General features: G+C 49.0%; 30 protein-coding genes and 1 pseudogene. 2 read left to right on the forward strand and 29 right to left on the reverse strand.

All coding sequences use genetic code 11. The annotated features are described in order from the left end of the window. Window positions 1-44: 44 nt before the first annotated feature. From LGZ98_RS07365 to LGZ98_RS07480, 24 genes are all read right to left on the reverse strand, one after another. Window positions 45-1154 (reverse strand): phage late control D family protein, encoded by a 1110-nt coding sequence (locus LGZ98_RS07365; RefSeq protein WP_387491422.1) that lies wholly within the window; start codon window positions 1152-1154, stop codon window positions 45-47. Next, window positions 1151-1615 (reverse strand): phage tail protein, encoded by a 465-nt coding sequence (locus LGZ98_RS07370; RefSeq protein WP_262977877.1) that lies wholly within the window; start codon window positions 1613-1615, stop codon window positions 1151-1153. The genes LGZ98_RS07365 and LGZ98_RS07370 overlap by 4 nt, the downstream gene beginning before the upstream one ends. Next, window positions 1612-4254: a phage tail tape measure protein gene (locus LGZ98_RS07375; RefSeq protein WP_262977878.1), complete on the reverse strand. Its 2643-nt coding sequence runs from the start codon at window positions 4252-4254 to the stop codon at window positions 1612-1614. The genes LGZ98_RS07370 and LGZ98_RS07375 overlap by 4 nt, the downstream gene beginning before the upstream one ends. Continuing rightward, window positions 4247-4366 carry a GpE family phage tail protein gene (locus LGZ98_RS07380; protein WP_051560792.1) on the reverse strand — a complete coding sequence of 40 codons (120 nt, stop codon included), beginning with the start codon at window positions 4364-4366 and terminating at the stop codon, window positions 4247-4249. The genes LGZ98_RS07375 and LGZ98_RS07380 overlap by 8 nt, the downstream gene beginning before the upstream one ends. 14 nt (window positions 4367-4380) lie before the next feature. After that, on the reverse strand, window positions 4381-4698 hold the full coding sequence (locus LGZ98_RS07385) for a phage tail assembly protein (RefSeq protein ID WP_149616303.1): 318 nt from the start codon (window positions 4696-4698) through the stop codon (window positions 4381-4383). A gap of 45 nt (window positions 4699-4743) precedes the next feature. After that, window positions 4744-5259 (reverse strand): phage major tail tube protein, encoded by a 516-nt coding sequence (locus LGZ98_RS07390; RefSeq protein WP_036811406.1) that lies wholly within the window; start codon window positions 5257-5259, stop codon window positions 4744-4746. A gap of 10 nt (window positions 5260-5269) precedes the next feature. Continuing rightward, window positions 5270-6442: a phage tail sheath protein gene (locus LGZ98_RS07395; RefSeq protein ID WP_262977879.1), complete on the reverse strand. Its 1173-nt coding sequence runs from the start codon at window positions 6440-6442 to the stop codon at window positions 5270-5272. A gap of 313 nt (window positions 6443-6755) precedes the next feature. After that, window positions 6756-7202 carry a tail fiber assembly protein gene (locus tag LGZ98_RS07400; protein ID WP_262977880.1) on the reverse strand — a complete coding sequence of 149 codons (447 nt, stop codon included), beginning with the start codon at window positions 7200-7202 and terminating at the stop codon, window positions 6756-6758. Continuing rightward, window positions 7203-8726, reverse strand: a complete 1524-nt coding sequence (locus LGZ98_RS07405) for a phage tail protein (protein ID WP_262977881.1) — start codon at window positions 8724-8726, stop codon at window positions 7203-7205. Further along, window positions 8723-9331, reverse strand: coding sequence for a phage tail protein I (locus LGZ98_RS07410; RefSeq protein WP_262977882.1), 609 nt, complete (start codon window positions 9329-9331; stop codon window positions 8723-8725). The genes LGZ98_RS07405 and LGZ98_RS07410 overlap by 4 nt, the downstream gene beginning before the upstream one ends. Next, the gene (locus tag LGZ98_RS07415) at window positions 9324-10232 is read right to left on the reverse strand and encodes a baseplate assembly protein (RefSeq protein ID WP_262977883.1); all 909 of its coding nucleotides are present in this window, start codon (window positions 10230-10232) and stop codon (window positions 9324-9326) included. The genes LGZ98_RS07410 and LGZ98_RS07415 overlap by 8 nt, the downstream gene beginning before the upstream one ends. A gap of 2 nt (window positions 10233-10234) precedes the next feature. Beyond that, window positions 10235-10576: a GPW/gp25 family protein gene (locus LGZ98_RS07420; RefSeq protein WP_214089435.1), complete on the reverse strand. Its 342-nt coding sequence runs from the start codon at window positions 10574-10576 to the stop codon at window positions 10235-10237. Then, complete coding sequence (locus tag LGZ98_RS07425; protein ID WP_262977884.1) at window positions 10573-11211, reverse strand: phage baseplate assembly protein V; 639 nt, start codon at window positions 11209-11211, stop codon at window positions 10573-10575. The genes LGZ98_RS07420 and LGZ98_RS07425 overlap by 4 nt, the downstream gene beginning before the upstream one ends. Window positions 11212-11248: 37 nt before the next feature. Next, entirely contained in the window at window positions 11249-11914 is a 666-nt protein-coding gene (locus LGZ98_RS07430) for a phage virion morphogenesis protein (protein WP_046974474.1), read from the reverse strand. Between the two features lies 1 nt (window position 11915). Further along, window positions 11916-12332 (reverse strand): phage tail protein, encoded by a 417-nt coding sequence (locus tag LGZ98_RS07435; RefSeq protein ID WP_046974475.1) that lies wholly within the window; start codon window positions 12330-12332, stop codon window positions 11916-11918. 7 nt (window positions 12333-12339) lie between these two features. Next, window positions 12340-12501 (reverse strand): Rz1-like lysis system protein LysC, encoded by a 162-nt coding sequence (gene lysC / locus LGZ98_RS07440; protein ID WP_228939934.1) that lies wholly within the window; start codon window positions 12499-12501, stop codon window positions 12340-12342. Beyond that, window positions 12473-12814: a DUF2570 family protein gene (locus tag LGZ98_RS07445; protein ID WP_262977885.1), complete on the reverse strand. Its 342-nt coding sequence runs from the start codon at window positions 12812-12814 to the stop codon at window positions 12473-12475. The genes lysC and LGZ98_RS07445 overlap by 29 nt, the downstream gene beginning before the upstream one ends. Before the next feature lie 31 nt (window positions 12815-12845). Beyond that, a complete protein-coding gene (locus tag LGZ98_RS07450; protein WP_262977886.1) occupies window positions 12846-13241 on the reverse strand; it encodes a structural protein in 396 nt (131 codons plus the stop codon). Further along, window positions 13234-13557, reverse strand: a complete 324-nt coding sequence (locus LGZ98_RS07455; RefSeq protein WP_262977887.1) for a phage holin, lambda family — start codon at window positions 13555-13557, stop codon at window positions 13234-13236. Before LGZ98_RS07455 ends, LGZ98_RS07450 begins: the two co-directional genes overlap by 8 nt. Before the next feature lie 3 nt (window positions 13558-13560). Next, window positions 13561-13764: a tail protein X gene (locus LGZ98_RS07460; RefSeq protein ID WP_262977888.1), complete on the reverse strand. Its 204-nt coding sequence runs from the start codon at window positions 13762-13764 to the stop codon at window positions 13561-13563. Next, window positions 13764-14351, reverse strand: a complete 588-nt coding sequence (locus tag LGZ98_RS07465; protein ID WP_262977889.1) for a head completion/stabilization protein — start codon at window positions 14349-14351, stop codon at window positions 13764-13766. The genes LGZ98_RS07460 and LGZ98_RS07465 overlap by 1 nt, the downstream gene beginning before the upstream one ends. Further along, the gene (gpM, locus tag LGZ98_RS07470; RefSeq protein ID WP_262977890.1) at window positions 14311-14976 is read right to left on the reverse strand and encodes a phage terminase small subunit; all 666 of its coding nucleotides are present in this window, start codon (window positions 14974-14976) and stop codon (window positions 14311-14313) included. The genes LGZ98_RS07465 and gpM overlap by 41 nt, the downstream gene beginning before the upstream one ends. Next, complete coding sequence (locus tag LGZ98_RS07475; RefSeq protein WP_262977891.1) at window positions 14976-16079, reverse strand: phage major capsid protein, P2 family; 1104 nt, start codon at window positions 16077-16079, stop codon at window positions 14976-14978. Before LGZ98_RS07475 ends, gpM begins: the two co-directional genes overlap by 1 nt. Before the next feature lie 12 nt (window positions 16080-16091). After that, window positions 16092-16928: a GPO family capsid scaffolding protein gene (locus LGZ98_RS07480; RefSeq protein WP_262977892.1), complete on the reverse strand. Its 837-nt coding sequence runs from the start codon at window positions 16926-16928 to the stop codon at window positions 16092-16094. A gap of 142 nt (window positions 16929-17070) precedes the next feature. On the opposite strand from LGZ98_RS07480, the gene LGZ98_RS07485 reads away from it, so the two are divergent. Both LGZ98_RS07485 and LGZ98_RS07490 read left to right on the forward strand, forming a co-directional pair. Next, window positions 17071-18828 carry a terminase ATPase subunit family protein gene (locus LGZ98_RS07485; RefSeq protein ID WP_262977893.1) on the forward strand — a complete coding sequence of 586 codons (1758 nt, stop codon included), beginning with the start codon at window positions 17071-17073 and terminating at the stop codon, window positions 18826-18828. After that, window positions 18828-19862 (forward strand): phage portal protein, encoded by a 1035-nt coding sequence (locus LGZ98_RS07490; RefSeq protein ID WP_262977894.1) that lies wholly within the window; start codon window positions 18828-18830, stop codon window positions 19860-19862. Before LGZ98_RS07485 ends, LGZ98_RS07490 begins: the two co-directional genes overlap by 1 nt. Before the next feature lie 315 nt (window positions 19863-20177). Here LGZ98_RS07490 and LGZ98_RS07495 read toward each other — a convergent pair whose 3' ends face one another. From LGZ98_RS07495 to LGZ98_RS07515, 5 genes and pseudogenes are all read right to left on the reverse strand, one after another. After that, complete coding sequence (locus LGZ98_RS07495; RefSeq protein ID WP_051691050.1) at window positions 20178-20483, reverse strand: helix-turn-helix domain-containing protein; 306 nt, start codon at window positions 20481-20483, stop codon at window positions 20178-20180. Between the two features lie 8 nt (window positions 20484-20491). Further along, the gene (locus LGZ98_RS07500) at window positions 20492-20827 is read right to left on the reverse strand and encodes a type II toxin-antitoxin system RelE/ParE family toxin (RefSeq protein ID WP_036773962.1); all 336 of its coding nucleotides are present in this window, start codon (window positions 20825-20827) and stop codon (window positions 20492-20494) included. A 388-nt stretch (window positions 20828-21215) separates the two neighbouring features. Beyond that, window positions 21216-22313: pseudogene (locus LGZ98_RS07505) on the reverse strand (DNA cytosine methyltransferase); the annotation flags it as partial. Then, window positions 22307-24445, reverse strand: coding sequence for a replication endonuclease (locus tag LGZ98_RS07510; RefSeq protein WP_387491402.1), 2139 nt, complete (start codon window positions 24443-24445; stop codon window positions 22307-22309). The gene LGZ98_RS07510 and the pseudogene LGZ98_RS07505, both read right to left, overlap by 7 nt. Beyond that, window positions 24442-25257, reverse strand: a complete 816-nt coding sequence (locus tag LGZ98_RS07515) for a DNA adenine methylase (protein WP_315901987.1) — start codon at window positions 25255-25257, stop codon at window positions 24442-24444. Before LGZ98_RS07515 ends, LGZ98_RS07510 begins: the two co-directional genes overlap by 4 nt.

A 25257-nucleotide genomic window follows, 5' to 3' on the forward strand; every position in this document is an offset into this window, starting at 1 on the left:
CCTCAACAAACAGGTTGCCATAGCTGAAACTGGCACTAAAGCAACTATATCATATCTGAATCAGAAATTTTCACTTCCAATTGCAAGGATGACGTTAATCCACTGTCATTCAGTGTGTGTGTGACAGTCACCAGCGTCCAGTCTGCCGTGTCGATTTCGGGCTTAAAGCCGCTCACCCTGACTTTCATTTCAGGGAACAACTCTGGCCGCCCCTTTGCCAGTTGGATTGAGAACGAAGCAACACCGCACTGAATTTTCTCCCATTCTGCTTTAGCTGCACGTTCGGCATTGGCCTTGTTAGCATAGATGTGCTTCATCACAAAAACGTTGCCCTCACTGCCAACCAGATAATGGTCCTGTTTTTTCTCTTCTTGCTGCTGATTGGTCTTACTTCGCTTGCGTTTGACAGTGATATTCTCTTTTTGCTTCGGGTTACGGATATTAAGCCAACTGGCGGAAACGCCGGTGTAAGCGCCCCGGTCAGCCAGTGAAAAACGGTGACCGTCTCCAGACTGCCGGGTAATGATAACCGAAGGCAGGGACTGTCCGCTGGCGGCTTTGTTCTGCCCCTGTCGGATAAAAAGCAAATAGCCATTCTTGATCATGGCAATGGCACCCTCCTGTTTTGCCAACCGGGTTAGAAAATTGCCGTCGGATTCGCTGGTCTGGTCAATATGACTGAGGGTGATGTTGGCTAGCATTTTGTCCACTTTCGGCGTCAAATCGTTACGCACGGCAATAGTGTGCACAATATCGTTGATCGTTTTCTGGTGATAAGCCACCTCGCGATTGATATTAAGCGTCGCCCGAAAATCTGCACTACGGGCACGGATGATTATCTTGTCCGGCGCACCACTGTATTCGATTTCATCCACAATAAATTTACCTTTGTGGATCAGTGATTCCCCCTGCCAGCCCAGATGCAGAGATAACTCCGTCCCACGACGAGGCAGAGATAACAGACCATCGCTATCATTCAGTTCAATATCCAACTGGTCAGCCTCAAAACCCCGATTGTCGGTTAGATTCAGGGAAATTAACCGTGACTGAATGCGGGCATTGACATTTTTGTCACCAGCACTGAGAACATACACAGGTGTATTAGTTTTGCCGGTTACCCAATCTAGTTTTAGCATATCAGGTAAAGAAATCATGAAAATAGCCCGCCCAATTTGTGTGTGACACGGGTTTTCAAGTCAGTCATTTGGGTGCGAAGGTCGCCGAACATCTCCCCTAAATTGTCATCCACACGGCGCAACGTGACGGTAAAGTCAATTTTACGAGCGGTACCGTCGATAAAAAATTCACTTTTGGTCTGGTCGATACTTTCAATAATAAACATGCCGTAAATCGTGCCGCTGCCATCCAGAAATGACCATGCCTTGCCACTCTCAGCCATCAATTGCAGGGCCAGCAAGGACAACCGGCCTCCGGTGATTTCAGGGTACAGGGTACCGGACAGTATAATAGTATCGTTATTTGGCCCCATAAACTGGAAAGCAGGACGGGCATCCACCCGATTGTTAAATCCATAGCGCCATGATTGTTGGTGTTGCAAGCTCTGGTATGGCGTGGTTTTCAGCATAAAGACAAATAAACCCAATGCGGCCATCATGAATAAAAGTCCTCTCTATCAGAAAATGAGCTACGGGCGCGGGCGCGTTGTTGTTGCTCACGGCGATCCAGTTCACGAGCCACCGCCTGAGCAATATCCTGTGCGGATTGTGCGGGAACGGCGTGTATATGAATTTCATAAATGGATCGTCTGTTGTCCTGGATCTGGTTAGCAACTGAAACAACCGATGTCTGATACTGTGACGCGGGCAAACTGTATGGATGCAACGGAGCATTTTGGGCGCTGACTGGCGAGACTGCCCCTACAGATAGGGCCGCGATTGTCGCCAATGCAGCCGTTTGACGGCGACTGGTGACGCGGGCGGGGCCATTGATGATCTCCGGGCCATATTCCCCCACGATACCAATCTTGCCCGTCGGGATGTAACCACCTTTATCGAATCCACCCGCCAGTATGCCGCCAATCGGACCGGTAGCTTCCTTATAAGCATTCAATGCCGCCTTTTGCTTGGGATCTTGGTTTTCTTCCTGCATAAAGTCAGGAGTCAAGGCGTCTTTAACCATCTTGCCCAGTTCGGAGAATTTCTTTTTCAGGGATTCCCATTTTTCCTCAATGCCTGCCTTAAGATTTTCAACAAACTCACCGCCAATCTTCTTAAATTCGGACGGAATTTTTTTCGTGTCAGCGACCAGCTCATTCCATTTGGCTAATGCCCGCTGTTTGATGTTTTCCCATGTGGTGGAAACATAGTTCGAAATGTTGTTCCATAAGTTCTGGAACCACGGGCCGAGTTTGTCCCAATATTGCCAGATCAGGTAAGCGCCCACAGCAATCAAACCGATAACCGCTAAAATGGGGTTTGTCCACATAACATGCCCCAGCCACATCGCCATTTTCCCAATATAGGAAAACACGTTACCAAGACGTAGCATTGAACCTGCTCCCTTGATACCCAACACTGACAGGCCAAATTTAACGATTGCCAGTGGTCCCAACAGAGCAACCAATGCCAGCATAATCGCACCAAAAACCGTCAAAATAATACCCAGCCCGATACTCACCATTGTTAACGTTTTGGTCAGTTCAGGGTTGGCCTTCATCCACTCACCCGTTTTACTGATAATTTTGGTGATACGCTGGGTGATCCCACGCAAAGGACTGTTCACACCGCCAAAAATTTGAATACCGATATCTTCCCACGCCGATGACAGACTTTTCAGGTCGCCGTCAAGGTTATTAGTCATAGTATCGGCGACTTTCCTTGCCTCACCTTGGGCGTTCTTCAATTCTTTGATGAATTTCTGCAATTCCCCCGTACCGGCTCTTTCAGCCAATACCGACAGAGCGGAAAAGGCTTCTTCCCCGGCAATGGCTTTGAAAATGCCGGCACGCTGAGCGTTACCCATTTTAGTCGTTTTCTTGTCCAGCTCAGTCAGGATATCCGGCAAGGCACGGAGATTACCCTTGGCATCCTTAGTCTGAATGTTCAGTTTTGCCAACGCTTTCGCGGCAGCAGCAGGCGGTTCAGCCAGTCGTCCTAAAATGGATCTTAGGGAGGTACCCGCCATACTACCCTGAATACCGGCATCACCGAGCTTACCCGTCGCTGCAGCGGCGGTTTCAATATCAACCCCTAATCCTGCCGCTACAGGGGCGACATACTTCATGGTGTCACCCAGCATCATCAGATTAGTGTTAGAACGAGTAAAAGCACCCACTAGTACGTCACTCACCCGCCCCATTTCTTCGGATTTCAGCTTAAAACCCGTCAGGATATTGGAACCAATGTCCGCCGTCGCGGCTAAATCGGTATCACCCGCCAATGACATCGCCAATGTACTAGGCATGGCTGATCGTATCTGGTCTGGAGTAAAGCCGGCCATTGCATAAAAACTCTGTCCCTGCGCGACCTGATTGGCGGTGAATGCCGTTGTTGCGCCTAAATGCCGCGCCTGCTCCTGCAATTTTTTTAGTTCAGGAGAATGCTTATCCAGACGGGTCAGCGCTTGCACCTTCGACATCCCCACGTCAAAGTCATAACCCGGCATCATCACCCGTTTAGCACCATAGAGCGCACCAACACCCGCTGCCGTTGCCGCAGCACCGGTTGCCGTCATTTGGTTATGCACATCTTTCATTTTTTGGTAGCGAGAGCGGGCATTAGCCAACCGTTGTTCTTGCTGTCTCAAACGCCCAAGCTGCTGCTCCTGTTGCTGGAGCATATTGGTTGTGTGGTTGATGTCCGCGTTTATCCGTCTCTGCGCCTGTCCAAGCTGGTTAGTTGAGATACCGCTGGCGCGCAAGGCATCACGCTGACGTTGCAGGGACTGACTCAGGGATTGATTTTTTTCCTCGAACTGCCTGGCTGCGTTTTTTGCCCGCTGTAGCTGGTTGATTTGGGCCTGTGTCGGGTTCTGACTGGCGTTAATTTCACGGTTCAGTGCTGCCACGCGTTCGGTAGCGCTGCGGTAAACCTGCCGGGTTTCTAGCAATTGGTGCTTTACCTTGCGAAAACCATCGATCCGTCCGGCCTGCTGGTTCAGTTCCCGGAGTTGCTGGCGCGACTGGCGAAGGGTTTCAGCCAGCCGTTTGTTAGAAGCCTGCGCACTCTTGAAAGGACGGGTAATTTTATCAACGGCATTCAGGATAACTTGCAGGCGTAAGTTTCGGTCACTCATTATCGGCCCCACTCCGTTTCATGGCCCGGTAACGCCATGCCAACAATTCAGGCAGGCCCATCTCAGTTGTCACAGCAGGCGGCCAATGAAACACGGTGGCAATATCTGCCACCAGTTCATCAACGGTTATTGATGCTGGAAATCGGACTTCACCGACTTCGGCAACAAAAAATTAACCACCTCAATGCAGAGGTTAATCAGATCGCCGGGCGACATCAGCAACAAATCATTTTTAGTCAGTACCGGCGCGGTGACACGAGGCAAAACCAACATCATAGAATCGACGTCCATTTCCATCAGGGCCTGCAAACGGGCACCACGCAGTGCGCCACTGTTGGGCTTACGCACAACGACATCGCTGATGGTGGTTGCACCACGGGTAATAGGTTCTTCCAATGTCACTGTAGCGTGTTCCGGCTGGGCAACAGGGGTTTGTTCAATCATGGTGAATGTTCCTATGGTGATTTATAGATGATAAGCGTTCAATTGTTACAAACCGATGGCGCGTCGGTGGGCTTCCAGACGGTCAACACCACCAACGATTTCCACCATATTAACGGTGTCGATTTCGATCAGGACTTCTCCATCCCACGTTAGTTTAAAGTAGGTATTTTTGGCGCTGACTTTGGTCTGGCTGTTGTCGCCCTGTTTGTAGCTGCCGTGGTCAAATTCCGAAAAGCGGCCACGCATCACGACTTCGACCGCAATCACTTCCCCGGTATCATCACGCTGAAAGGAGCCGTTAAAGCGCAGAGAAACACCGTCCACTTTCTCAATACCCCACTGTCGGTAAAGTTGGGACTCGACACCACCGAGAGAAAATTCGGCATCTAGTGCGCCATCATCCAGCCCCAAGTCCACCGAGGCAGTGCCATTCATACCACCGCCGCGATAGGCTTCAAGCTTACGGCTCAGTTTAGGAAGCGTCATTTCTTCTACAACACCGATGTAATTGTTGCCGTCATTGAACAAATTCAGGTATTTGAGTTTACGAGGTAATGCCACGAGTAGCCCCTTAGCTGTTAATGCCGTTGGCGAAATTCATCAGGTACTGGTCAGTGATGCGCTGGCGCAACAGCAGGTTTTCCAATGGCGGGATCGGCGTGTAGTTGTAATCAATGAACAGTTTGCCTGCTTTCAGGGTGTCCTTGGTGTTAACACTGTCGTCATACCAGCACTGACCGTCGATCAGGTAACCATTGGATTTCAGTTCGCGCAGCTTGGCATTAATACCTTCGATAATGTCGCGTACCAGCGAAGGTGTCAGTGGCTTGTCAATCGCCCACATATGCGCATCAGCCATCGTGTCGGCCAGTACCTGCGCCGTGCGTGTGTAACTTTCGAACTGAAACAGTGGATCATCCGAACAGGTGCGGGAACCCCAGAAGCGAAAATCGTCCTTGCGGATCAAGGTCGTAACGGCGCTCTGGTTAAGTAGGTTGGCATCGGTGGCAACATCTTGCAAATCCCAAAAAACATCGGCAGAAATCCCTGTCACACCATTAACACCAACGTTGGACAGGGTTTTATGCCAGCCGGTTTCCTCGTCGATTTTGGCACGCAGGCCCAACGCACGAGCCGTTGCGTATGCAATAGACCCGCTATTTTTGACCGTATCCCAACTGAGGAAATCCGGCCAAATCAACATCAGTTCGCGCTGGTTAAAGTTGTTGCGGTAGTTGATAGCCTCTGAGATGGTCTTGCAGCCATAGGCGTTGACATAAGCCATTGCCCGCAATTTCTGGGCAATACCCGCGAGAGCCGCCGCAACAGGTTGGGTATCGTGACCGGGTATACCTAGAATGCGTGGTTTAACACCGAGCTGACCTTGTGCCGCAAGCAGCGCCTGCATTCCCGTTTTTTTACCATCGTCGGTAACGCCGCCAATGATATTCGACGTGGTTTCGACTTCGGTTTCCCCTTGAGCCACACGCACAACAACAGTCACGGGTTTGGACTGGTCGGCAATTGCTCGCAGAGCATGGGACAGTGTGCCCGTTTTTCCAGCCTTACTACTGGCAGTCAGAACGTCGGTTAACAAGACAGGTGTGTTCAAGGGAAAAGTTTTGGTGTCAGCATCATCCGCTGTGCAGACTAGCCCGACAATAGCGGTGCTGACAGTGGTAATGGTGCGCGTGCCCTCGTTGATTTCCTGCACGCGGACGCCATGATGATAATCTTGTGCCATAGCGAAAGACTCCCGTAATGATGATTTCGCTATGGTGATCGCTGTGACAATAAAATTCAGTTGATTGGGTAAGTATCAGGGATAGCACAAAGTGGAGGATATCAAAAAAGTCACAAGGACATTTACCCCCTGAGCAATTAATAAGAAGTCATCGAATTAAAAGATTCAGTCGTTACATTACGCACTATGAAACTTAAAATAGAAGAAGTTGCATAAATAGAGATGAGAAATAGGGTAGATACCTCACAGGCTCCCGATATCAAATAGTCAGAGCCGCTCAAATAAGAACTAAACTACTGCGGCTCTGATTCCATTATTCTGAGGGGTTTTCAGGCCAATGAATATCTGGTACTAAATTAACATCAACGCGGTTCAGTAATACCCGATATTTTTTCAAAGCGGCTAACAGCGATTTTTCCTCATCACTCGCCATCCCCAAATCTACCGCATCTTGTAACGGGGCTATCTGTTTACCTACCGTGAGCATAAGTTGCTGTTTCTTATGTTCTGCTTGTTGCTGCTGTTCCTGCCTAAGTTGTACCTTACCACTTTCTGATATTATCCATTTTTCACCATCATATTTATGATAAACGGACGGAGCACGTTCAATGAGTACTGGATAACCCTCTTTACTACTGACAATTGATAAACCGCGCGATTGCCCGGCGAGTAATTCATTGTGTTTTTCTGCTGTTATTTCAACGCATTCTTTATAAGCTTCATTATAAAAAGCGCCTTCTTTTCTGGAGAAATAAACCATTTATACCCCCCAAAATAATATATGTACAACTCTGTCTGGATTCTCATTATTGTTAGGAGTGCCAGCTTGATACTCAAATGTCGATAGTGTTGCATTACGTACTAATGTGTGACCCGTTGATGTATTGATACTCGACATACTGGCAATATAGCCAAAAAACTTATTTTTAAAAGAAATTGGATAATTGACTTTTACCCATGATTGTTGACTGGATGTAACTTTAACCCATTGAATAATTATCCCCGTATCCCCACATTGCCACCAACCATTTTCAGATTTTATCGCTGCATTTTGTAGCGCAAGAGTACCACTTCGCTCAGGTATTAGTATATTGTAACGCCGCCGATTGCTCGGATCGTTAGAATAGATATGCAACAATTTTCCTTCTGAGCCGTTAATTCCTACCACATACCCATCTTTCGATTTGAAACGCAATTCAGGAAAGGGCGTTTTGCTATCAATCAGTAAACTACCAACGGTGGCGCTTTTATCGCTAGAAATACGCAAGAAAGTATTATCATTCTCTGCTCGCGTATATGCTCCCACATCTCCAGCACTCAAACTTAGATCCCCTGTCAACGCCTTACCGTTGATTTTCCGGTTGCTCGGTACTGCTCCTTTAGCCAACACTACCGTTTCCAACAAATTGAGATTTTTCACAAAAACATTTTTGTCAGGAATGTCAGCGCCATTCTCTTTCCTGGACAATCGACTATTTGCATTATCATTAGCATCGGTCGCATTCTGGTTTACCGTGTTTGCCAGTATGCTGATTTCATTCACACGAGAATCAATTTCCCCTTTGGTATACGCCCCAATATCCCCCGCATTCAGTGAAATATCAGAGGAAAGCGCCTTCCCGTTCACCTTACGACTAGCAGGCACACGGCCATTAGCGTTATTGTCCGCGACATTTGCCAAGTCATACGCCGCCTTAACCGCCTTCGGGGTTGCCGCGTGGATTTCGCTACTACTGTCTACCGCACTACTCAAAACAACGACACCTTTATCTTTTAGCGTAGCGTCAGGGTGGTTAGGGTTCTTCACATGAGTTTGAATCGACTCGTCCACATATTCCCGCGTTGCCAGCACCACGGAGGGATCAACTTTCAATGTTACTGTGTCAGTGCTGCTGACAATCAAGACCATACGAATAGTCTGTGTACGCCCAGCGCCTTCCTGTAACTGCGGTTTGTAAGTCTCCGCGCAGTTTCCGACGGCAATCAAAATGCCGTCTTTATCAAACAAGCCAATTTCCCGTATCCACCAACCGCCCTCGTTTTCGGGGATTACCTGCTCGGCAATAATCTGGTTAGTATTCTTGGGATCAACATTTAACTCATTAATCGCCGCACGACGGCGTTCGTTAACCAGTTTAGTCTGTGCAGTATCTGGTGTCGGCAAGCTTCCGCCACCATCACCAACAGCCATATGGGTGATTTCAATCTTGGTACCCAACGCGGCGGCATTTGCCAGCTTATCCGCGCCCAATTGAGTTAACAGGGCAAAATATTTGGTCCTCATGATTCAATCCTCACATCATCAATAATATGCACTCCAACCCCTACTACATCAGAGCCAATGGCGGTAATTAATTCCGAGATATAGGGGTAAACGGTTAATACATCACCGCTGTAACTGGCGACAGCGCAATAATTTTCGCCACTGGTCTCCAACTGAATAGACATACCGACCAAATGCCGTGAAGCGGGTTTGGCATCAAAAATCAACCGTTCTAGTTCTTGATAGGTGGTCTCGGTGATACCGGTTTCCATGACGCCAATATCCAACCGGAAAGTGCCGGGGGCATCATTTGTTTGCCACCATTCGATAACACGGATGAGATAACCGAATGGTTCCACTATTCGCCGGATTGCGCCAATGGTTCCCTTATGTTTATGAACAAACATCGACGCCTTAATTGACTCGCGTTTAGTATTCTCCGGCCAGTCCATGTCCCAGCGGTCAACCGACCACGCCCACGCCAGATAGGGTAAAAACTGCACTGGACACCGCTCAGGACTCCACAAGTCACGCAGGGGAACCGGCACATTTGACAGACTGGCGAGGGCTTCAGCGGCGGCCACTTCCAGCAGTGATGATCCAACAGGTAACAAACGGTTATTCATCCGCTCCCCCAATCACTACCTGCACACGTGTGCAAAAACTCGCTTGAGTTTTATCCAGAATCACATCCTGAGCCGGAGCTTTCAGGTGAACACGCTGAACACCGGGCATATGCAAGACAGCAAAAATGGCACTGCGCACGATATCGCGGCCAATCCGGTGTTGCTCGGCAGTGTAACGCGCCAGCCGTTCACGCACAGCCTGCAATATCGGCTCATATTCCGGGGTTGGGTACAGGTACAGCACGGCATCAATTTGATAATCGACAATCTCCGCAGACCGAACAGTCAGGCGATCCGCCACGGGGCGAACATCCTCATCATTCAAGGCAGTATTCACGACCGCAATCAATTCATCACTGGCCGCGCCGTTCCCCTCACGTGACAAAATACTGACTGTGACACAGGCAGGCGCTGGGCTTATCACCGATGCATCGGCAACCCGTCCGTCAGCACTGCACGCATGGTATTCATAGGATGCCACAGGGCCGGCGACGCTTAACCCCTCGAACGCTTGAGGAATGCGTACCCGAAAATCAGCGTCAGATTCCAGCACCGCAGAGATCGGCGGTATGGCGAGATTGTCAGCGGGCTGTAATACCAAACGCTGTACATTGTTATTCGCCCCCAGTTGGTCTAAGTCGCTGCCTGTGGCATACACTACCATCGCCGCCCGCGCTGCCTCATTAACGCGCTGACGCAAGAGCAATTCCCGATAGGCGTTTTCCTGCAACAGTTTGGTGATGGGTTCGGATTCCAGCGCCAACGTGCGGGTGATAGCACCGCGATGCTCTGGCGGATACAGTGAAATCAGTTTTTCTTTTCGCTCGGCCAGCAGGGTTTCGAAATCCAGCAGTTCGACAACCTCCGGCGTCGGTAACTGGCTAAGGTCGATGGTCGGCATGGTCACCCCACAGGCACAGAAAAAGCAACCGGGGCATTGGATAGCTGATACTGGCCGCTGATATCAACAGTCATGTGTCCGGCTTCACCTTGATTGATAGTGATAGCGGCCAGGGTAATGCGGGGTTCCCATCGCTGGATGGCGGTATAGCACGCAGCCATAATTTGCAGACGTAAAGCAGGATTTTGGGGCGCATCAATCAATTCAGATAACAACGAACCATATTGGCGGCGAGTAATACGGCTACCCATCGGCGTTAGCAAGATATCGCTGACTGACTGGCGAACATGGGCGATATCGCTGATAGCCTCACCCGTCTGTCGATGCATACCAAGGTACATCATGATATGGGAACTCCCGATGTACTGTCACCGGAGCGCACACCGTGGTGTCGGTGCGAATCCACCACAACCCCGTTAGAACTGAATTCACCCCCTACATGAACGATATTGCCACGCATAGTGCCGCCTTTTTGCACTTCCAGACTGCCCGTAGTCAGATGGTGGGTGCAAATGACGGTGGGTGTATCCAATGTGATCTGATTGTCGGCCATACAAGTGATTTCTGGTGCAATAACATGCACGGAAGCCGACGCGGTAATCGTGGCGGTCTTAATACCTGTGACAGTTAACGCGCTGATCTGTGGTTCGTATTCCATCACGGCACCATCAGGAAAAGCGATACACACCGCTTCTGGTGATGCCGAAGGGGCTGGAAACTCATCAGAAAAGATCGCAGGCAGTATAAAGGCCGTGGTCAAGTCACCACCAAGGGATAACAATAAAACCTGCTCATCAACACTGGGCGCCCACCATGTTCGGGAACTTCCCGCTCTGGATGTCAACCAATGCAACCAGTCAGTTTCAAGATTGCCTGTCATAACCCGGCACATTCCCCGTGTAGTATCTACCTGGGTAATAACACCGATTCGGATCAGGTTGCGCAATCGGCGCAACAATTCAGTTAATTGTGTGTTCATGCAGACAACAATGTCACCCCAAACCCTCACCTGCACGTCATGAGGTTTGTGTACTGACTGGCACACATCCGTGGATGAGATGGGAAAATATCTGGTCTTCGATATGTTGAATATCGCTCTGTGTCAGTCCCAAAAGTCGCCGCGATGGATATTTGGCTTCAATGTTTTTCCCTCTCATACGTTCCTTTAATCCGAACTGATGCACACGAGCAACCGCAGTGACTTTCGATGCGAAAAAGATAATGGCTTCCCGCTCACTGGCGGACAGACGTAAGTAACGCGCAGTAGCCAGTTTCTTAAACATGCGGGACTTTTTATTGGATTTTCGGGTACTTATCCGGTCGGTTTTGACGTCCAGAAAACGTTGGATATCGCGTTTGTAAAAAGTACGCTGCCCTTTACGCTCAGCATCATAACCGGTAATCGTTTCACCCTTCTTGCCCTTGCGGATTTGCCAATTTTTCAAGGTGCGAGGTTCACCGCGCCAGATAAATTTTATACCATGCTGTACAGTGCGGGTTTGTGCCTTGCGTTGGGTAAAACGGCTGCCGTCAGGGTTACGCTGGGATCGGATACGTTGCATTTGGCTCTGTCGTAAGTCCCGTGCGATATCACGGGCTAGCTGCTTTCGACTGGCGGGAGAAAGTTGATTCAACAGGGCGGTTAGTGCGGTATCCAAAGGCTGCAATGCGTCACCGTTCATCTCACCACCTGTCAAACGGGTTTTCAGGCTCAGGAACGGCGCACACCGTGCTAACCTGCCCTTGCTGGGTGACCAGTACACGCTCGGTCAGTTTCAGATCGATACTGATATCAGCGGTGTCATCATTGAGAATATTCACGTCAAAAGTAAAGCCGCTGCGGCGATTGTCAGGATGAGCGAAAATATCTGGCTGGTGCTCGCGTATCCAGTGCACGATAACCACCATGAGCACATCCTGATCATCGGGATAGGCTTCAATAATCAGGTTTAGCGTGTATTCATATTCGTAAGACAAGGAGAGTGCCATTGTCGCCAAAACGACGCCATCTTCAACAAACAAATGCAGGTATTCAGGGTTGTCGCGCAAGTAGGGGATCTTTTCTGTCAGGACTTTCCGCAAAGCGTTAGGCTTATTCATGTGTCACCTATCTAATCTGTTCTATTTGTCGAATGGCCTGTTTATCCAGATTGCACTGTTCAATAACCGCCAGTAACTGTGCATTCAGCAACAAGCTATCACCCCATGTCATTGTGTCGGATATGACCGGGGGCAGACAGTCAGCGAGCAGATGCATCGGAATCGGCATCAACGGTACCTGAACGTATTCGGTTCGCGTGCTGCTGCAACCGGACAACAGCCCTATCAGGAGCAGCACGACGGGCGCAATCATTACCGACAACAACAGTGTTGATAGCCGCCTGAATTTGTGCAGCATCCACGGCTGATCGCTTCCGATTTTCGTTATTAACCCGTGAGATATCATTGATTATCCTGATGGTCTGGAATGCGTTATCGGTAATGGTTTGCTGTTGCTCATACCGCTGGTTCAGCGTTTGGTATTCATCGCTTTTTTGCTGATACTCACCGTAATAGAACCAGAGCAGGCCAGACACTGCCACCAGCGTACTCAAGGTGAATATAGATTAAACCTCATAACAGCGCAAACGCCCGTTTAATGATCATATCGGCATATGGTTGCTGTCCGTTCTCCATTTGAATGATGGCGCAAACCAATCGGGTCATGATCACCGGATTATCAACATCAATCACCGCATTACAGGGAATACCAACCGCCCGGCTCATATATGCAATGTAATTTTCGGTATCATTTTCATTCGGGGGTGCCCAACGAGAAATTATCTGCCGGATACTGTTCAATCCGTATTTTCGTTCATAATTGCGGATAATCTTGATAATGGCCCGTATGCCATATTCTGGTGATACAAATTGACAAAATGACGGGTCTGTTTGTGTGTCGTGTAATCCCAGCCATTTATCACCGTGGCGGATATTGCCCGGATTATGGTTGCGAACACCTCTAGTCATGTGATTTGTCTCCTAAACGTTTATTGATTGCGCGAAGGGCAAATTCACGCAGTTTTTCAACACCAATAAAACCAATGGCGCCCCCCAAAGCCGGTGAAACACTGCCGGGAATGCCAAACAGTTCCAGCCCGCTGGAAACACCCCACGACAACCCGCCACATAGCAACGGTTCAACCCAGCATTTTTTTCGCTCTACACCGTCATAAATCAGGCGACCATAACAGATCAGTACAGCCAGTAAGGAGCCGGATATCTGCGGCCATGAATTTTTCAGGCCATTCAATAAATCGGCCCATAAATCCGGTTGCTTGCTCATTTTCTAATCCCATAATTGAATGATGGGCGTTACAGCAGCAGGCGTGATTTCAGGCAGTTCAATCTCGGTACCCTGCGGCAAGATGGCCCCAATATCAGCCAAACCGGGATTGGCTGCTAATACCCGTTCGGTGACTCCCTGTGTTCGTCCATAGTGGCGCCAGCATAAGGAATCCACGGTGTCATACTGTTGTGCCCTTACCCGCATTAGATCAACGCCACAATGACATGATCCCGCCCCTGTATCCGGCGCATCGCCCATTGCGCATCCCGCCACAGGTCGTCAATGGTGATTTCCATTGCCTCAGCCTTTTTACTGCCGGTCTGAGTCGTGTCGATATCGCGGTAACGCTCGATCAGATTCGCCTTAGTCAGGCAAAACACCGCTCGACGATAGAGATAAACCAACTCACTCTCGCCATTGAGAGTGCCGGCGGGAATATCGGCCAGTGATGAGTATCCCTCATCAATATGGCTCAGCCGCCAATGGTTCAGCTCGCGATTAACCTCAACAATGGCGTTGGAAATTGCTTGATGTAATCTCGGCGCGGTGACCGTACCATCTGTGCGCATCTCGTCACGGTAACGACTGATCTCAATAGCAGGAAAAAACGGGGCACTGGTCATGGTGGCCTGTTTATCCGTTGCGGGTGCGGTTGAAATAAAATCCATATTGCCCCCTGAATAGGTGGGCGGTGAACAGGGCGTTGAGACTTCGCCACCCCGTGCCGCCCCGGCGCGTTGGCACGTTCGGTTATGTGTTGTCGTGTTTCTGACTGCGGAGCGCTCTGGCAAGTTGCTCTAAGTCTTTTTTCACGCCAACATGATTGTTCAGTTCTAAAGCCCTGCTCAGCGAACAATAGGCAGGCTGCGGCTGATTGTTATCCCGCTGGCTGTAACCGAGCCATTTATATAACTCCGCCCTCACCTTATCGGGCATATCCTGATCGTGGGTGAGATTGGCCGCCCGTTCCAGCGTGGCAAGAGGCACCGGAGATTTAGCGGTATAGCAACGCTGGGCTGCTTCGGCGATCTCTTCTGTAACGGCACAGCCCGTTGTCCGCTCATGATTTTCAGGCATAGCAAGTCGGTGCTGTAACGCATACTCGGCGATATCCAGCGCACCATCATAATCACCGGCATCAATGCGCCACAGCAGGACATACATCAGCACATCATCTTGATGACCTATGCCCCCCTGTAATACCCCAGTAATCCACGGCGCATATTTAGGCAAGATCTGCCTTTTGTGCTGCGCTTTGCGCTCCATAGACTGGATTTTTTTAAGATGACGGCGGTCTTGCTCCAGCATCAGCAGCATCTGGTTATAACCGCCGTGATTTTGCAGCGCGGGGCGACTCAGTTGAGCAGCCTCGGTCGCCTGTAATCGCATTCGGTGACGCTGCCACAGGCTAGCCATTATGGTTCCTCAGTGTCGGCATTGTGCTCAGGTACGGCATTATCTGGCTGCAACGACGCTGCTTTTTTGCTGGCTGCCAACATCTCGATATTTTCAATCAGGGCCACACCGCGATAGTCTTCAACGACATACGCCTCATTGACTGATTCGTAGTTTTCAATGCGATCACGTTTGGGGTTATCCAGCACAGAACGTCGGCGGGTGCCTTCCTGATAATAGATAGACAGATTATCCAGACGGCTAATTAGCAAGGCTTTGGGCGGGAAATACGGTACACGCACTGCGGGCAAATTACCGATACGTTTCTGGCTGATAATCACATCGGCCGCCATTTTTTCGGTGTTGGGCTGCGACTGATTGACCAACGGGAAATATTTGTCAGCCAGCAGTTCACGGCCACAGATGACCACCAGTTCCGTATCATCCTGATATTCTGGGTCGATAGCATTGTTGACGGTATCTATCACCAATGCGTCAAGATTATTGAAATCGCCGCCTTCTCCTACACGGATGGTTTCAGATATAACCTTACCGGCTTCGTCAGTGATATTGCTCATGACATGATCCGGTGCACCCTGTCGGATTTTTTCCAACCAGCCGATATTTACATCCTGCAATAGTGGATATTGAACGCGGTTTGAAGTTTTGGCGCGTTTAACCCCATTCCAGCCGATCATAATGCGGTCCAATGCCTGACGACGGATAATGGCGTTACGGATACGTAACTGGAAATCTTGAAATTTCGCCCACAAGTCAAGTTTTTTGTAAGGAATGCTAGTGTCAAAGTTGGTTTGTTCGCATTTATACTCAATAGCGTTGAGTCGGGTCGGATCGGAAGTTTCTCGCTCCTTACTGTCGGTGTCTGTCGTCCCTGCAATAGTCGAACCGGCACCTAGCCCAATCGCTTCGCCCGACTGCTCGCTGACGGGAACCATGTTAATTTTTTGCAGAAAATCGGCACTTTGCTGGATTTCCTCTTCCAACGTCTGGGCAACTGATGGATTGACTTCTACCTTGCCTGTAAATGCCGTGGCGTCCACACCGTAAATTTCACCCAGACGCATCAGAAAGGCGTTAAATTTAAATCGAGTTTCGTTCTTCATGGGGTTGTTCCATTAACAGTTGGTCAGATGTTTACTGACTGGAGTGTCGGCGTTCGGCGATCCCAGCGAAACAGGTCGGTGTGTTTTCTGGCTGTCTTGCTGACTCAACTGAGTTTTTAAGTCACTAAGCTGGGTTTCAAGTTCGGTTTGCTTCTGTTTGATAGCAGTTATTTTGCCTATTTGTTGAGAAAGTGTGTTTACGATTTCCACCGTGGCCTGCTGCTCTTGGGCACACAGTTCGACGGCCCGATGGATATCGGTAAAACGAGTATCATCACTCTGCTGCTTTTTCTGGAAGAACGTCTGTACACAGGAAAAGAGAGAGATTTTTTCGGTTTCCTCTAACAAATCAATAAATTCGAGCAAAGTTTCTTCCGTGGCAGTAAAAACATTGTTCGGATGCTGCTTGCGCGAATTCAGCGGATTATTGGTCGCATTAGCGCTAAACTGCAACATTTCAGTGCCAAGGCTCGCCGGACTGTCAGTAACGGCCAATCCCACCAGATACGCCCCGCCGAAGTCAGCAAAATCCAGGTTGATTTCGGCGGAGGTGTAAACCTTTTGACGCTTACGGTTCATTTCCACCAGATCATCGGTGGGTAAAAGTATCCCATACAGCCCCAGCTTGCCCGCCAGCGCACCGTCCTTGATTTCTTCGGTAAAAACCGATTCCACATCGCCAAAGCGCGGACTCCACGAAAAATTGTAATGTTCCATGTTGATACGTGCACCGTAGGTCTGCGGGTCATAGTTGGCGGCAATCTGTGTCAGCCATTCACGCTGAACCTTGCGCCCGTCTGTGGTTGCACCTTCCACACAGATTCGAAAAGGTTTGGATTTCTTCGGCATTGCAAGCCCCGATTATCAATGAATCAGTCATGGCCTACTAGTTTGTATCGTCATGTCGAGGAAACAATAAAATGCGGTTGTGTCTGGGCTGGCACACAGGGCAGACACAGAGAAATGACGGACGGGTCTGTAGTCTGGCAGCATGAAAACAACGCCCGATTTTGATCCCCGTAAGCACGCAATGCACCTGTATTTTAACGGGTACCGGATCGCACGGATTGCGGAAATGCTCAACGAGAAAGCATCAACTATCCATAGCTGGAAACGTCGCGACAAATGGGATGAGGTGACCTCGTTTGAACGAGTCGAGTTATCTCTTGAAGCACGGTTATGTCAGCTTATCGCCAAGGAGCAAAAAGAAGGCAAGGACTTTAAGGAAATTGACCTGCTGCACCGTCAGTTAGAACGACAAGCGCGGATCAGGAAATACAGCCGCGGCGGTAATGAAGCCGATCTGAACCCCAAAATTGCTAACCGCAACAAAGGTGAGCGCCGGCCACCGGAAAAGAACGTGTTCAGTGAAGAACAAGTCAAAAAGCTGGAAGACATTTTCCGCTCGACCCTGTTCGATTATCAACATGATTGGTATCACGCCGGATTAGCGCATCGTATCCGCAATATCCTGAAATCCCGTCAAATTGGTGCGACATTCTTTTTTGCCCGTGAAGCCCTGATCGATGCGTTGACTACCGGACGCAATCAGATATTTCTCTCTGCCAGTAAAGCGCAGGCCCACGTATTCAAGCAGTACATCCTGGAAATGGCGCGGGAAGTGGACGCCGAACTAAAAGGCGACCCGATCACCCTGAATAATGGCGCCACCCTGTATTTTCTCGGCACCAATGCCCGCACCGCGCAAAGCTATCACGGCAATCTCTATCTGGATGAATATTTCTGGATTCCGAAATTTCAGGAACTGCGTAAAGTAGCATCCGGTATGGCGATGCACAAAAAATGGCGCCAGACTTACTTTTCTACACCGTCCAGCTTAACCCACGGCGCGTACCCGTATTGGTCAGGCAAACTGTTTAACCGTGGCCGCGCCAAGGCCAATCGCATTGACATTGATATTAGCCATCAAGCATTAGCCAGCGGCCTACGATGTGCCGATGGTCAGTGGCGGCAGATTGTCACGGTTGAAGATGCAGTCAGAGGCGGCTGTAACCTGTTTGATATTGACCAGTTACGGCTGGAATATAGCCCGGACGAGTACCAGAACCTGCTGATGTGTGAGTTTATGGACGATATCGAATCCATTTTCTCACTGCAACTGATGCAGGGTTGCATGGTCGATAGCTGGGAAATCTGGGACGATGTGCAACCCCTGATGCTACGCCCCTATGGTTATCACCCTGTCTGGATCGGTTATGATCCCGCCAAAGGTGGCGAGAATGGCGACAGTGCCGGTTGTGTCGTAGTCGCTCCACCGCGGGTACCGGGTGGCAAATTCCGCATCCTTGAACGTCATCAGTGGCGTGGCATGAACTTTCGCGCTCAATCTGACGCCATCAAACGACTGACGGAACAGTACAACGTCGAATATATCGGCATTGACTCGACCGGCGTCGGGCATGGGGTTTACCAAAACGTCAAAGAATTTTTCCCGTCCGTGCGGGAATTTGTCTATAACCCCGCCGTTAAAAACGCGCTGGTACTTAAGGCATGGGACATTATCAACCATCGTCGGCTGGAGTTTGACGCCGGCCAGACCGACATTGCACAAAGTTTTATGGCGATCCGCCGTTCTACCACCGCCAGCGGCAACCGCCCGACCTATCAAGCCAGCCGCAGCGAGGAAGCCAGTCACGCAGATCTGGCATGGGCCACCATGCACGCCCTGTTTAATGAACCGATTACCGGTGACACTCCCCACCATAGAAATATTGTTGAGGTTTACTGATGAGCCGTAAAAACAGAAAACGCAGCCCGGCGGTGAAAACCACGGCCAGCCCATCAATTGAAGCATTCACCTTTGGCGATCCAATCCCCGTCCTTGACCGGCGCGAGGTGTTTGATTATTTGGAATGTGTGCTAGTCGATAATTGGTATGAACCCCCAATCAGTTTTAACGGGCTGGCGCTGTCGTTTCGCTCGGCACCGCACCACAGCAGCGCGGTTTATGTCAAACGCAACATCCTGACCAGTACCTTTATCCCACATCGGCTACTTAGCCGACAGGCATTCGATTCATGGGCGCTGGACTTTATGCTATTTGGCAATGCTTATCTTGAACAACGCAATAATCGCCTCGGCCAGCCTTTGAAGCTGCATCATTGCCCAGCCAAGTTCACCCGACGCGGTGAAGACCTGGAAACCTACTGGTTTGTGAAATATGGCTACAACAGCCAGCCATACCCGTTCCCGACTGGGCAAGTATTTCATCTGATTGAACCCGATATTAATCAGGAACTGTACGGATTGCCGGAGTATTTAGCTGCTTTGCCGTCGGCATTGCTAAATGAATCGGCTACGCTTTTTCGCCGCAAGTATTACCTGAACGGCAGCCACGCAGGTTATATCCTGTATATCAGCGATGCCTCACAAAACCTATCCGACATCGACAATATCCGCGATGCGCTGAAAAATTCCAAGGGGCCAGGTAATTTCCGCAATCTATTTTTATATGCGCCGGGCGGTAAAAAAGACGGTATCCAGACTATTCCACTGTCTGAAGCCGCAGCTAAAGACGAATTTTTAAATATCAAGAATGCCAGCCGTGACGACATATTGGCCGCACATCGCGTACCACCGCAGATGATGGGGATTATTCCACAGAATACAGGCGGTTTTGGTGATGTGGAGAAGGCGGCTAAGGTGTTTGTACGTAATGAGCTAATGCCATTGCAAAGCAAAATGAAACAGTTAAATGACTGGATTGGTGAGGAGGTAATTCGGTTTGAACGGTATTCGTTGGATATGGACGAGGACGAATAGCCCGCATTATTGATCGAGAGGCCGCCTACTGAGTGGCCTTTTTTTGTCTGGAAGAAATATAGTTTCAATACAGAATGATTACATCCTGAAATTTGAGACCAACAAAGCTACCAGACGCTACCACGCGCAGTCGTGACCCCGCCGCGCCTGCTCACTAAATACAGTGCTTTTTATGCACCAGCAAGAGATCATCTCAAAGGCACCAGTATTGGCGCTTTGTGGGGCATGAGATCCTTTTTTGATCTTGCGGATTGGTGCGGGGAATGGGGGGTTATGCCCCCTTATGCGCACCCGCAACAAAAGAATAAAAAACGATCACTTTATTAATGATAAGGATATTTTGATATCGTTAACACCACAGGCACGCGCATAGCGACTGAGTGTATCAATGGATGCCTTAACGATATTTCTTTCTATTTTTGATACAGTCGGTGGTTTGATACCCATTTTTTCAGCAACCTGAGCGCTGGTCAGCCCAGCATGTTTCCGCCATTCAGTCAGCATATTCTGCATCTCAATCGCGAACTCAAGCTCTTTCTCCTCTTCCGCTAACGTGGCTTTAAATCGGGGGTTTTCTTTGGTTCTTTCCTCAATGTAGAGGTCTAAGTCATCACGCATCATATTTCCTCTTAATCTCTTGATGGTTCTGTCAGTTCATTTTTTCGCGCAATCGCTATCCTGAGTTCATTCAGGGGAGTGGCATTAGTTTTTTTCACAAAGCATCTTAACAGATAGATTTTCTTCCCTGCGGCATAACAAAAAAAACTTCTGGCTATTCCGTCTTTGGCTTTTGCTCTCAGCTCAAACAGCCCTTTATATCCCTCTATCGGTTTTGAATGCGGCTCTCTCAGGCTGGTTGGGTTTTCCCTCAAACGCTTAATTAACGCGACCATGCGCAATTCCAGCGAATCAGGCAGTGATTTTAATTCTTCCTTAAAAGCATCATGAAACTTAATTTCAAACATTCGACAATCCCCTATTGATACCTAAATAATAGCCCCTGAGCTAAATTAGCGCAAGAGCTAAGTTAGCCCTTGCACTAATAATATCTAGCATCGACACATAGCAATAACCCGCTTTGAAAGCGGGTTTAGTGATAATCGCGTGACATGTCACACAATCACAACTGCAATTTTAGTTCATGCCAGCCCGACGTATTCCAACAGGCAGCCTCGCCAAAGAAGCAGCATTCCGTCACCGGATGCGGATCAGCAACGCCAGATATTCAACCACCTCATAGGGATCGTGCCCTGGTCGTTTCAGTGAACAATTTCGATTTAACGAGGTAATTCATCATTTCCTAGAGTGATACTCCGTTGTAACGCATCATTATTTATTCCTTGCTTGCATTAAAATTCGTTTCCCAATCCATGCCATTACAGGCACAGCCATTGAATTTCCGATTGCCCGGTAACGGTGACCATCAGGACAATCAGCCGAAGCCTTGCCATTCCACGGAATTTGGGTGTGATTATCGGGAAAACCCTGCAACCGCTCGCACTCAACAGGCGTCAAACGGCGCACGACACCCCGCATTGCGATCAGGTCAGTGGCACTTTTATCGTCTCTGGCTCTCAGGGTTGAGGAAATATCATCCGTTCGGTACTCACCAAACGAAAGCAACCGATACGTAGATACCAATCCACTGCCTCTCTGAGAAAATATCTCCTGATTGCTCATGCCAATACCGCCTGAGTTTAATGTCGGATGCGGGTTTAACCCTGAATCCCAGTGACTACCGATAACAACACGGCTTCCAGCATTTTTGGTAATTGCTTTCCCCTCCGTTCCGCGCGATTCAAAATGCCGACGCACGCTGCTTGGCTCAAAAAGTATTTTTGCGGGACAGATGTCTGTTCTAGCACTTGCGACAACAAACACACGGCGACGTCGTTGGGCCACTCCGAAATATTGAGCGTCCAGCACCCGCCACGCAACAGCTCTTTGTGGTCCAGACACATAACCTGAGTTCGTCCATTTCTTCCTTGACAGCTGCAATGGTTCATCTTCTCCGGTAAGTCCCGCAAGAAAACAACCAAAGGCATTATCCTTACTGGATAGAACTCCGGGGACATTTTCCCAAACGATAATTGAAGGCTGTTCTCCGTTTGCTGCTCTGACTGAATCAATGACATTTGCCAACTCCACGAATGATAATGTTAGTTTTCCCCGCTCATCGTCCAACCCATTACGCCGACCTGCAATGCTGAACGCCTGACAGGGTGTACCACCAACCAAAATATCCGGCGCATCGGCCTGATTTTCGGTAATCATGGCGGGGATTTCAGTCATATCCCCCAGATTTCGGACATCAGGCCAGTGATATTGCAGTACCGCGCTGGGGAATTTCTCAATTTCACTGAACCATGCCGGAGACATACCCAGCGGTTCCCATGCCACACTGGCTGCTTCAATACCGGAACAAACCGAACCGAAACGCATATTCACGATAGGTTTTTCCTCATTTCACCAATATTCTTAATCCGCTGCCACAACAAATCGCGACGTGCTTCTTTCTGACATTCCGTCTCTATCGGAATAAAACTGCCATCCGTCCATAACTTGAACGACTGTTCACCTATGTTGATTTTTCCTCCGATGATTAATGACTTCGCCATAGCCCGGCTAAAATCCATGCCGATTGAATCCGCATAATCGATAACTTTTTCCACTAACAGATCACCGCCTCTGGCCGCACTGTTACACCCCGTACAGTTATTGACAGAACTCCAAGAGGCGGCAGAGCCGCCAGAAAACCCCAAACCCACGCCTTTAACATCAGCGTTAAATTTAGGAACAATGTTCCATTTAACAGTACGGGTAATAAAAGAAGAGGAATCGCCCAAACGGGGCGAGTAGACACCGGAAATACGCAACACATTTTCGCCGTAAGCATTGCCCTGTTCGGTGATTTCATAGGACAACCGCACGGTTAAATCTTTCCGTGCAACCAGAGGCCCACCCTGGAACTCGGTATAGGCGAACCAGTCCCCCACATCCGCAGCAAATCGAACATTATCCATATCTACATCAGACAAGATTTGCTCATCACCACTCAAACGACGCAATTCGCGCCAGACGGAAACGGGCGCACCACCGATCTGCTGAAACTGCCGGATACGCCAACGACTGGCCCAAGCAGAGACAGATCGTGACATATCCTTAAGAAGTTGGCCTGTTTCCCCATCCTTTTCGCCATCCAGCGCGTAACCGTCAATATTCTTGGAAATGTACTTAGCGATATAGCCCGTAGCCGAACCTTTCGCCTTATCGATGGGCTTCACATGGAATCGTGCTTTTAGTGCTTTCTGCCCCTGTAATTCTTCTGAATCTTCCAACCGGGCGTAATAACACATAATGTCACGCATTTCATCGACATGTTCAGGACGCATAAACAGCAACATATGCCAATGCGGCGTACCATCATGGTGAGGTTCAACTACACGAAAACCGAAGGCGCTGATCCCCGCACGGGAATAAGCCGCCCTGATTTTCGCCCAGACGTTGCACAGATATTTTTGTGTATCACGGGGACTAGCTCCATTCCAATTTGAAACAAAGCCACCGACACTGTGGACAGCGTGATACTTTGATGGCGCGGTGATGGTATAAAACTCACCAACATAGCCGAGTTCGTCAGCCAGATTTTCAAAACCGCGCATTCTCACCATCAATTCACTACGGCGGACGGCGGGATTAGCCACACTACCGAGTACCATATCTTCCAGCGGTACCCTGTCGCCCTGTTCATTCTCAACATCAAACTGTTTGATAAAATCCCAATTACGGCGCTTCTGCTCTAACCATTCACGCAGCGTACTACGGGAAACATAGGGAGAGGCTGATTTCTGCACTTGACCTACCGCAATAGCCATATGCTCAGCGCGAATATCACGCATTCTTTTCAAGCGGGCATACCACCATTTATCCGACATCATGCGCAGGAGGCCGGCACACAATTGATCGACTGTGGCACCTTCCCTGCCTTTGGTGAACTGCTGCCAGTAAGGAGCTGTTGTGCCAGCTTGTTGAGTCAGTTTTGCCAGTAACTCATAGATACGGATCAAACGTTCTCTGGCGTCTTGTTCGCTCACAGGTTGTTGATTGACATACTGAGCCGATGTATTTTCGTAGTTCTCGGCCATAAAATGGGAAATTCCCCAGGCAAGCTGTTTGATATCCTTACGCTCCAACGTAACCAATCGCTCTAACTGCTCAATAAAGGGGAACGGGGTAACGCCGGATACCTGATGCTTGAATTGATAGCGTTCAGTGACTTTATTCAGCCGTGGTAATACGTTCTCGCCAAACTGACGCAAAAACGTATTAGCACGACGGCGATCACCCCCCGATTGGGTAAATATTTTTTTGTACCGGGTAGCAAAATAGAGCGCCAAAAAATCGGGCATATCACCGATAATTTTATGACGCCAGTCATAATCATCAGGGTTTGCCTGCCACATGATCTGTTCAGCTAACGTTGACTCGCCGGGCAAACCGGGCTTGAACATCTCATATTGCAGGCGTTTTGACTGCTGGTAATCGCTGTTGTGCTCCTGCAACAAGTCGATTAACTCACTCATGCACCCGCCTCTAGCGTCGCGATAATTTCTATTACTGGCTGACGATTGCCATTGGCGGCAATGGTGCGTGGTGCTTCGATTTCATGGATAGTGAACCCCAGATCGGCATAAAGTTCTTTGGCTTCAATGGAGTTGGACACTGTGACAGGAACGCCCAATAACTCATTAAGCTGTTTCAGAGAAGTCGCCAGCTCCTGATGGTCATTATGAAGAAAGCCAGTTTTGCAATACTGCGTGAAATTAACACCGTTGGTGAAATAAGGCGGATCGCAATAAACCACATCCCCAAAATCAACCATTTTCAGTATTTCGCGCCAATCGGCACAATGAATAGAGGCAATCTTAGATTTCGCAGCAAACGCCAATATTTCTACTTCGGGAAAGTAAGGTTTTTTACCGTTCCCAAAAGGCACATTGAATTCACCTTTTGAGTTATAACGACACAGGCCATTAAAGCAATGCCGGTTTAGAAATAAAAATACCGATGCGTGCCATATCTGTGATTTATATTTTTTATCATCAGAATTAAATAAAGCTCTCAGACAATAAAACCCATGCTCGCTATTAAAATACGAAAACCAGTCTTGCGCAGCATTTATAAACCCATCACAATTCACTTTGATGCACTGATACATATCAATTAAATCGCTGTTAGCACCTGCAATTAAATACGCATCATATTGCGTATTCATCATTACAGAACATGAACCTGCGAACGGTTCAACCAACCGTTGACCTGCTGGCAGATGGGGCAGCAATTTATCCATAATGCGAATTTTAGAACCTGCCCATTTCAAGATAGTTTTATTCAC

The organism is Photorhabdus kayaii (assembly GCF_025384895.1).
Classification (GTDB): Bacteria; Pseudomonadota; Gammaproteobacteria; order Enterobacterales; family Enterobacteriaceae; genus Photorhabdus; species Photorhabdus kayaii.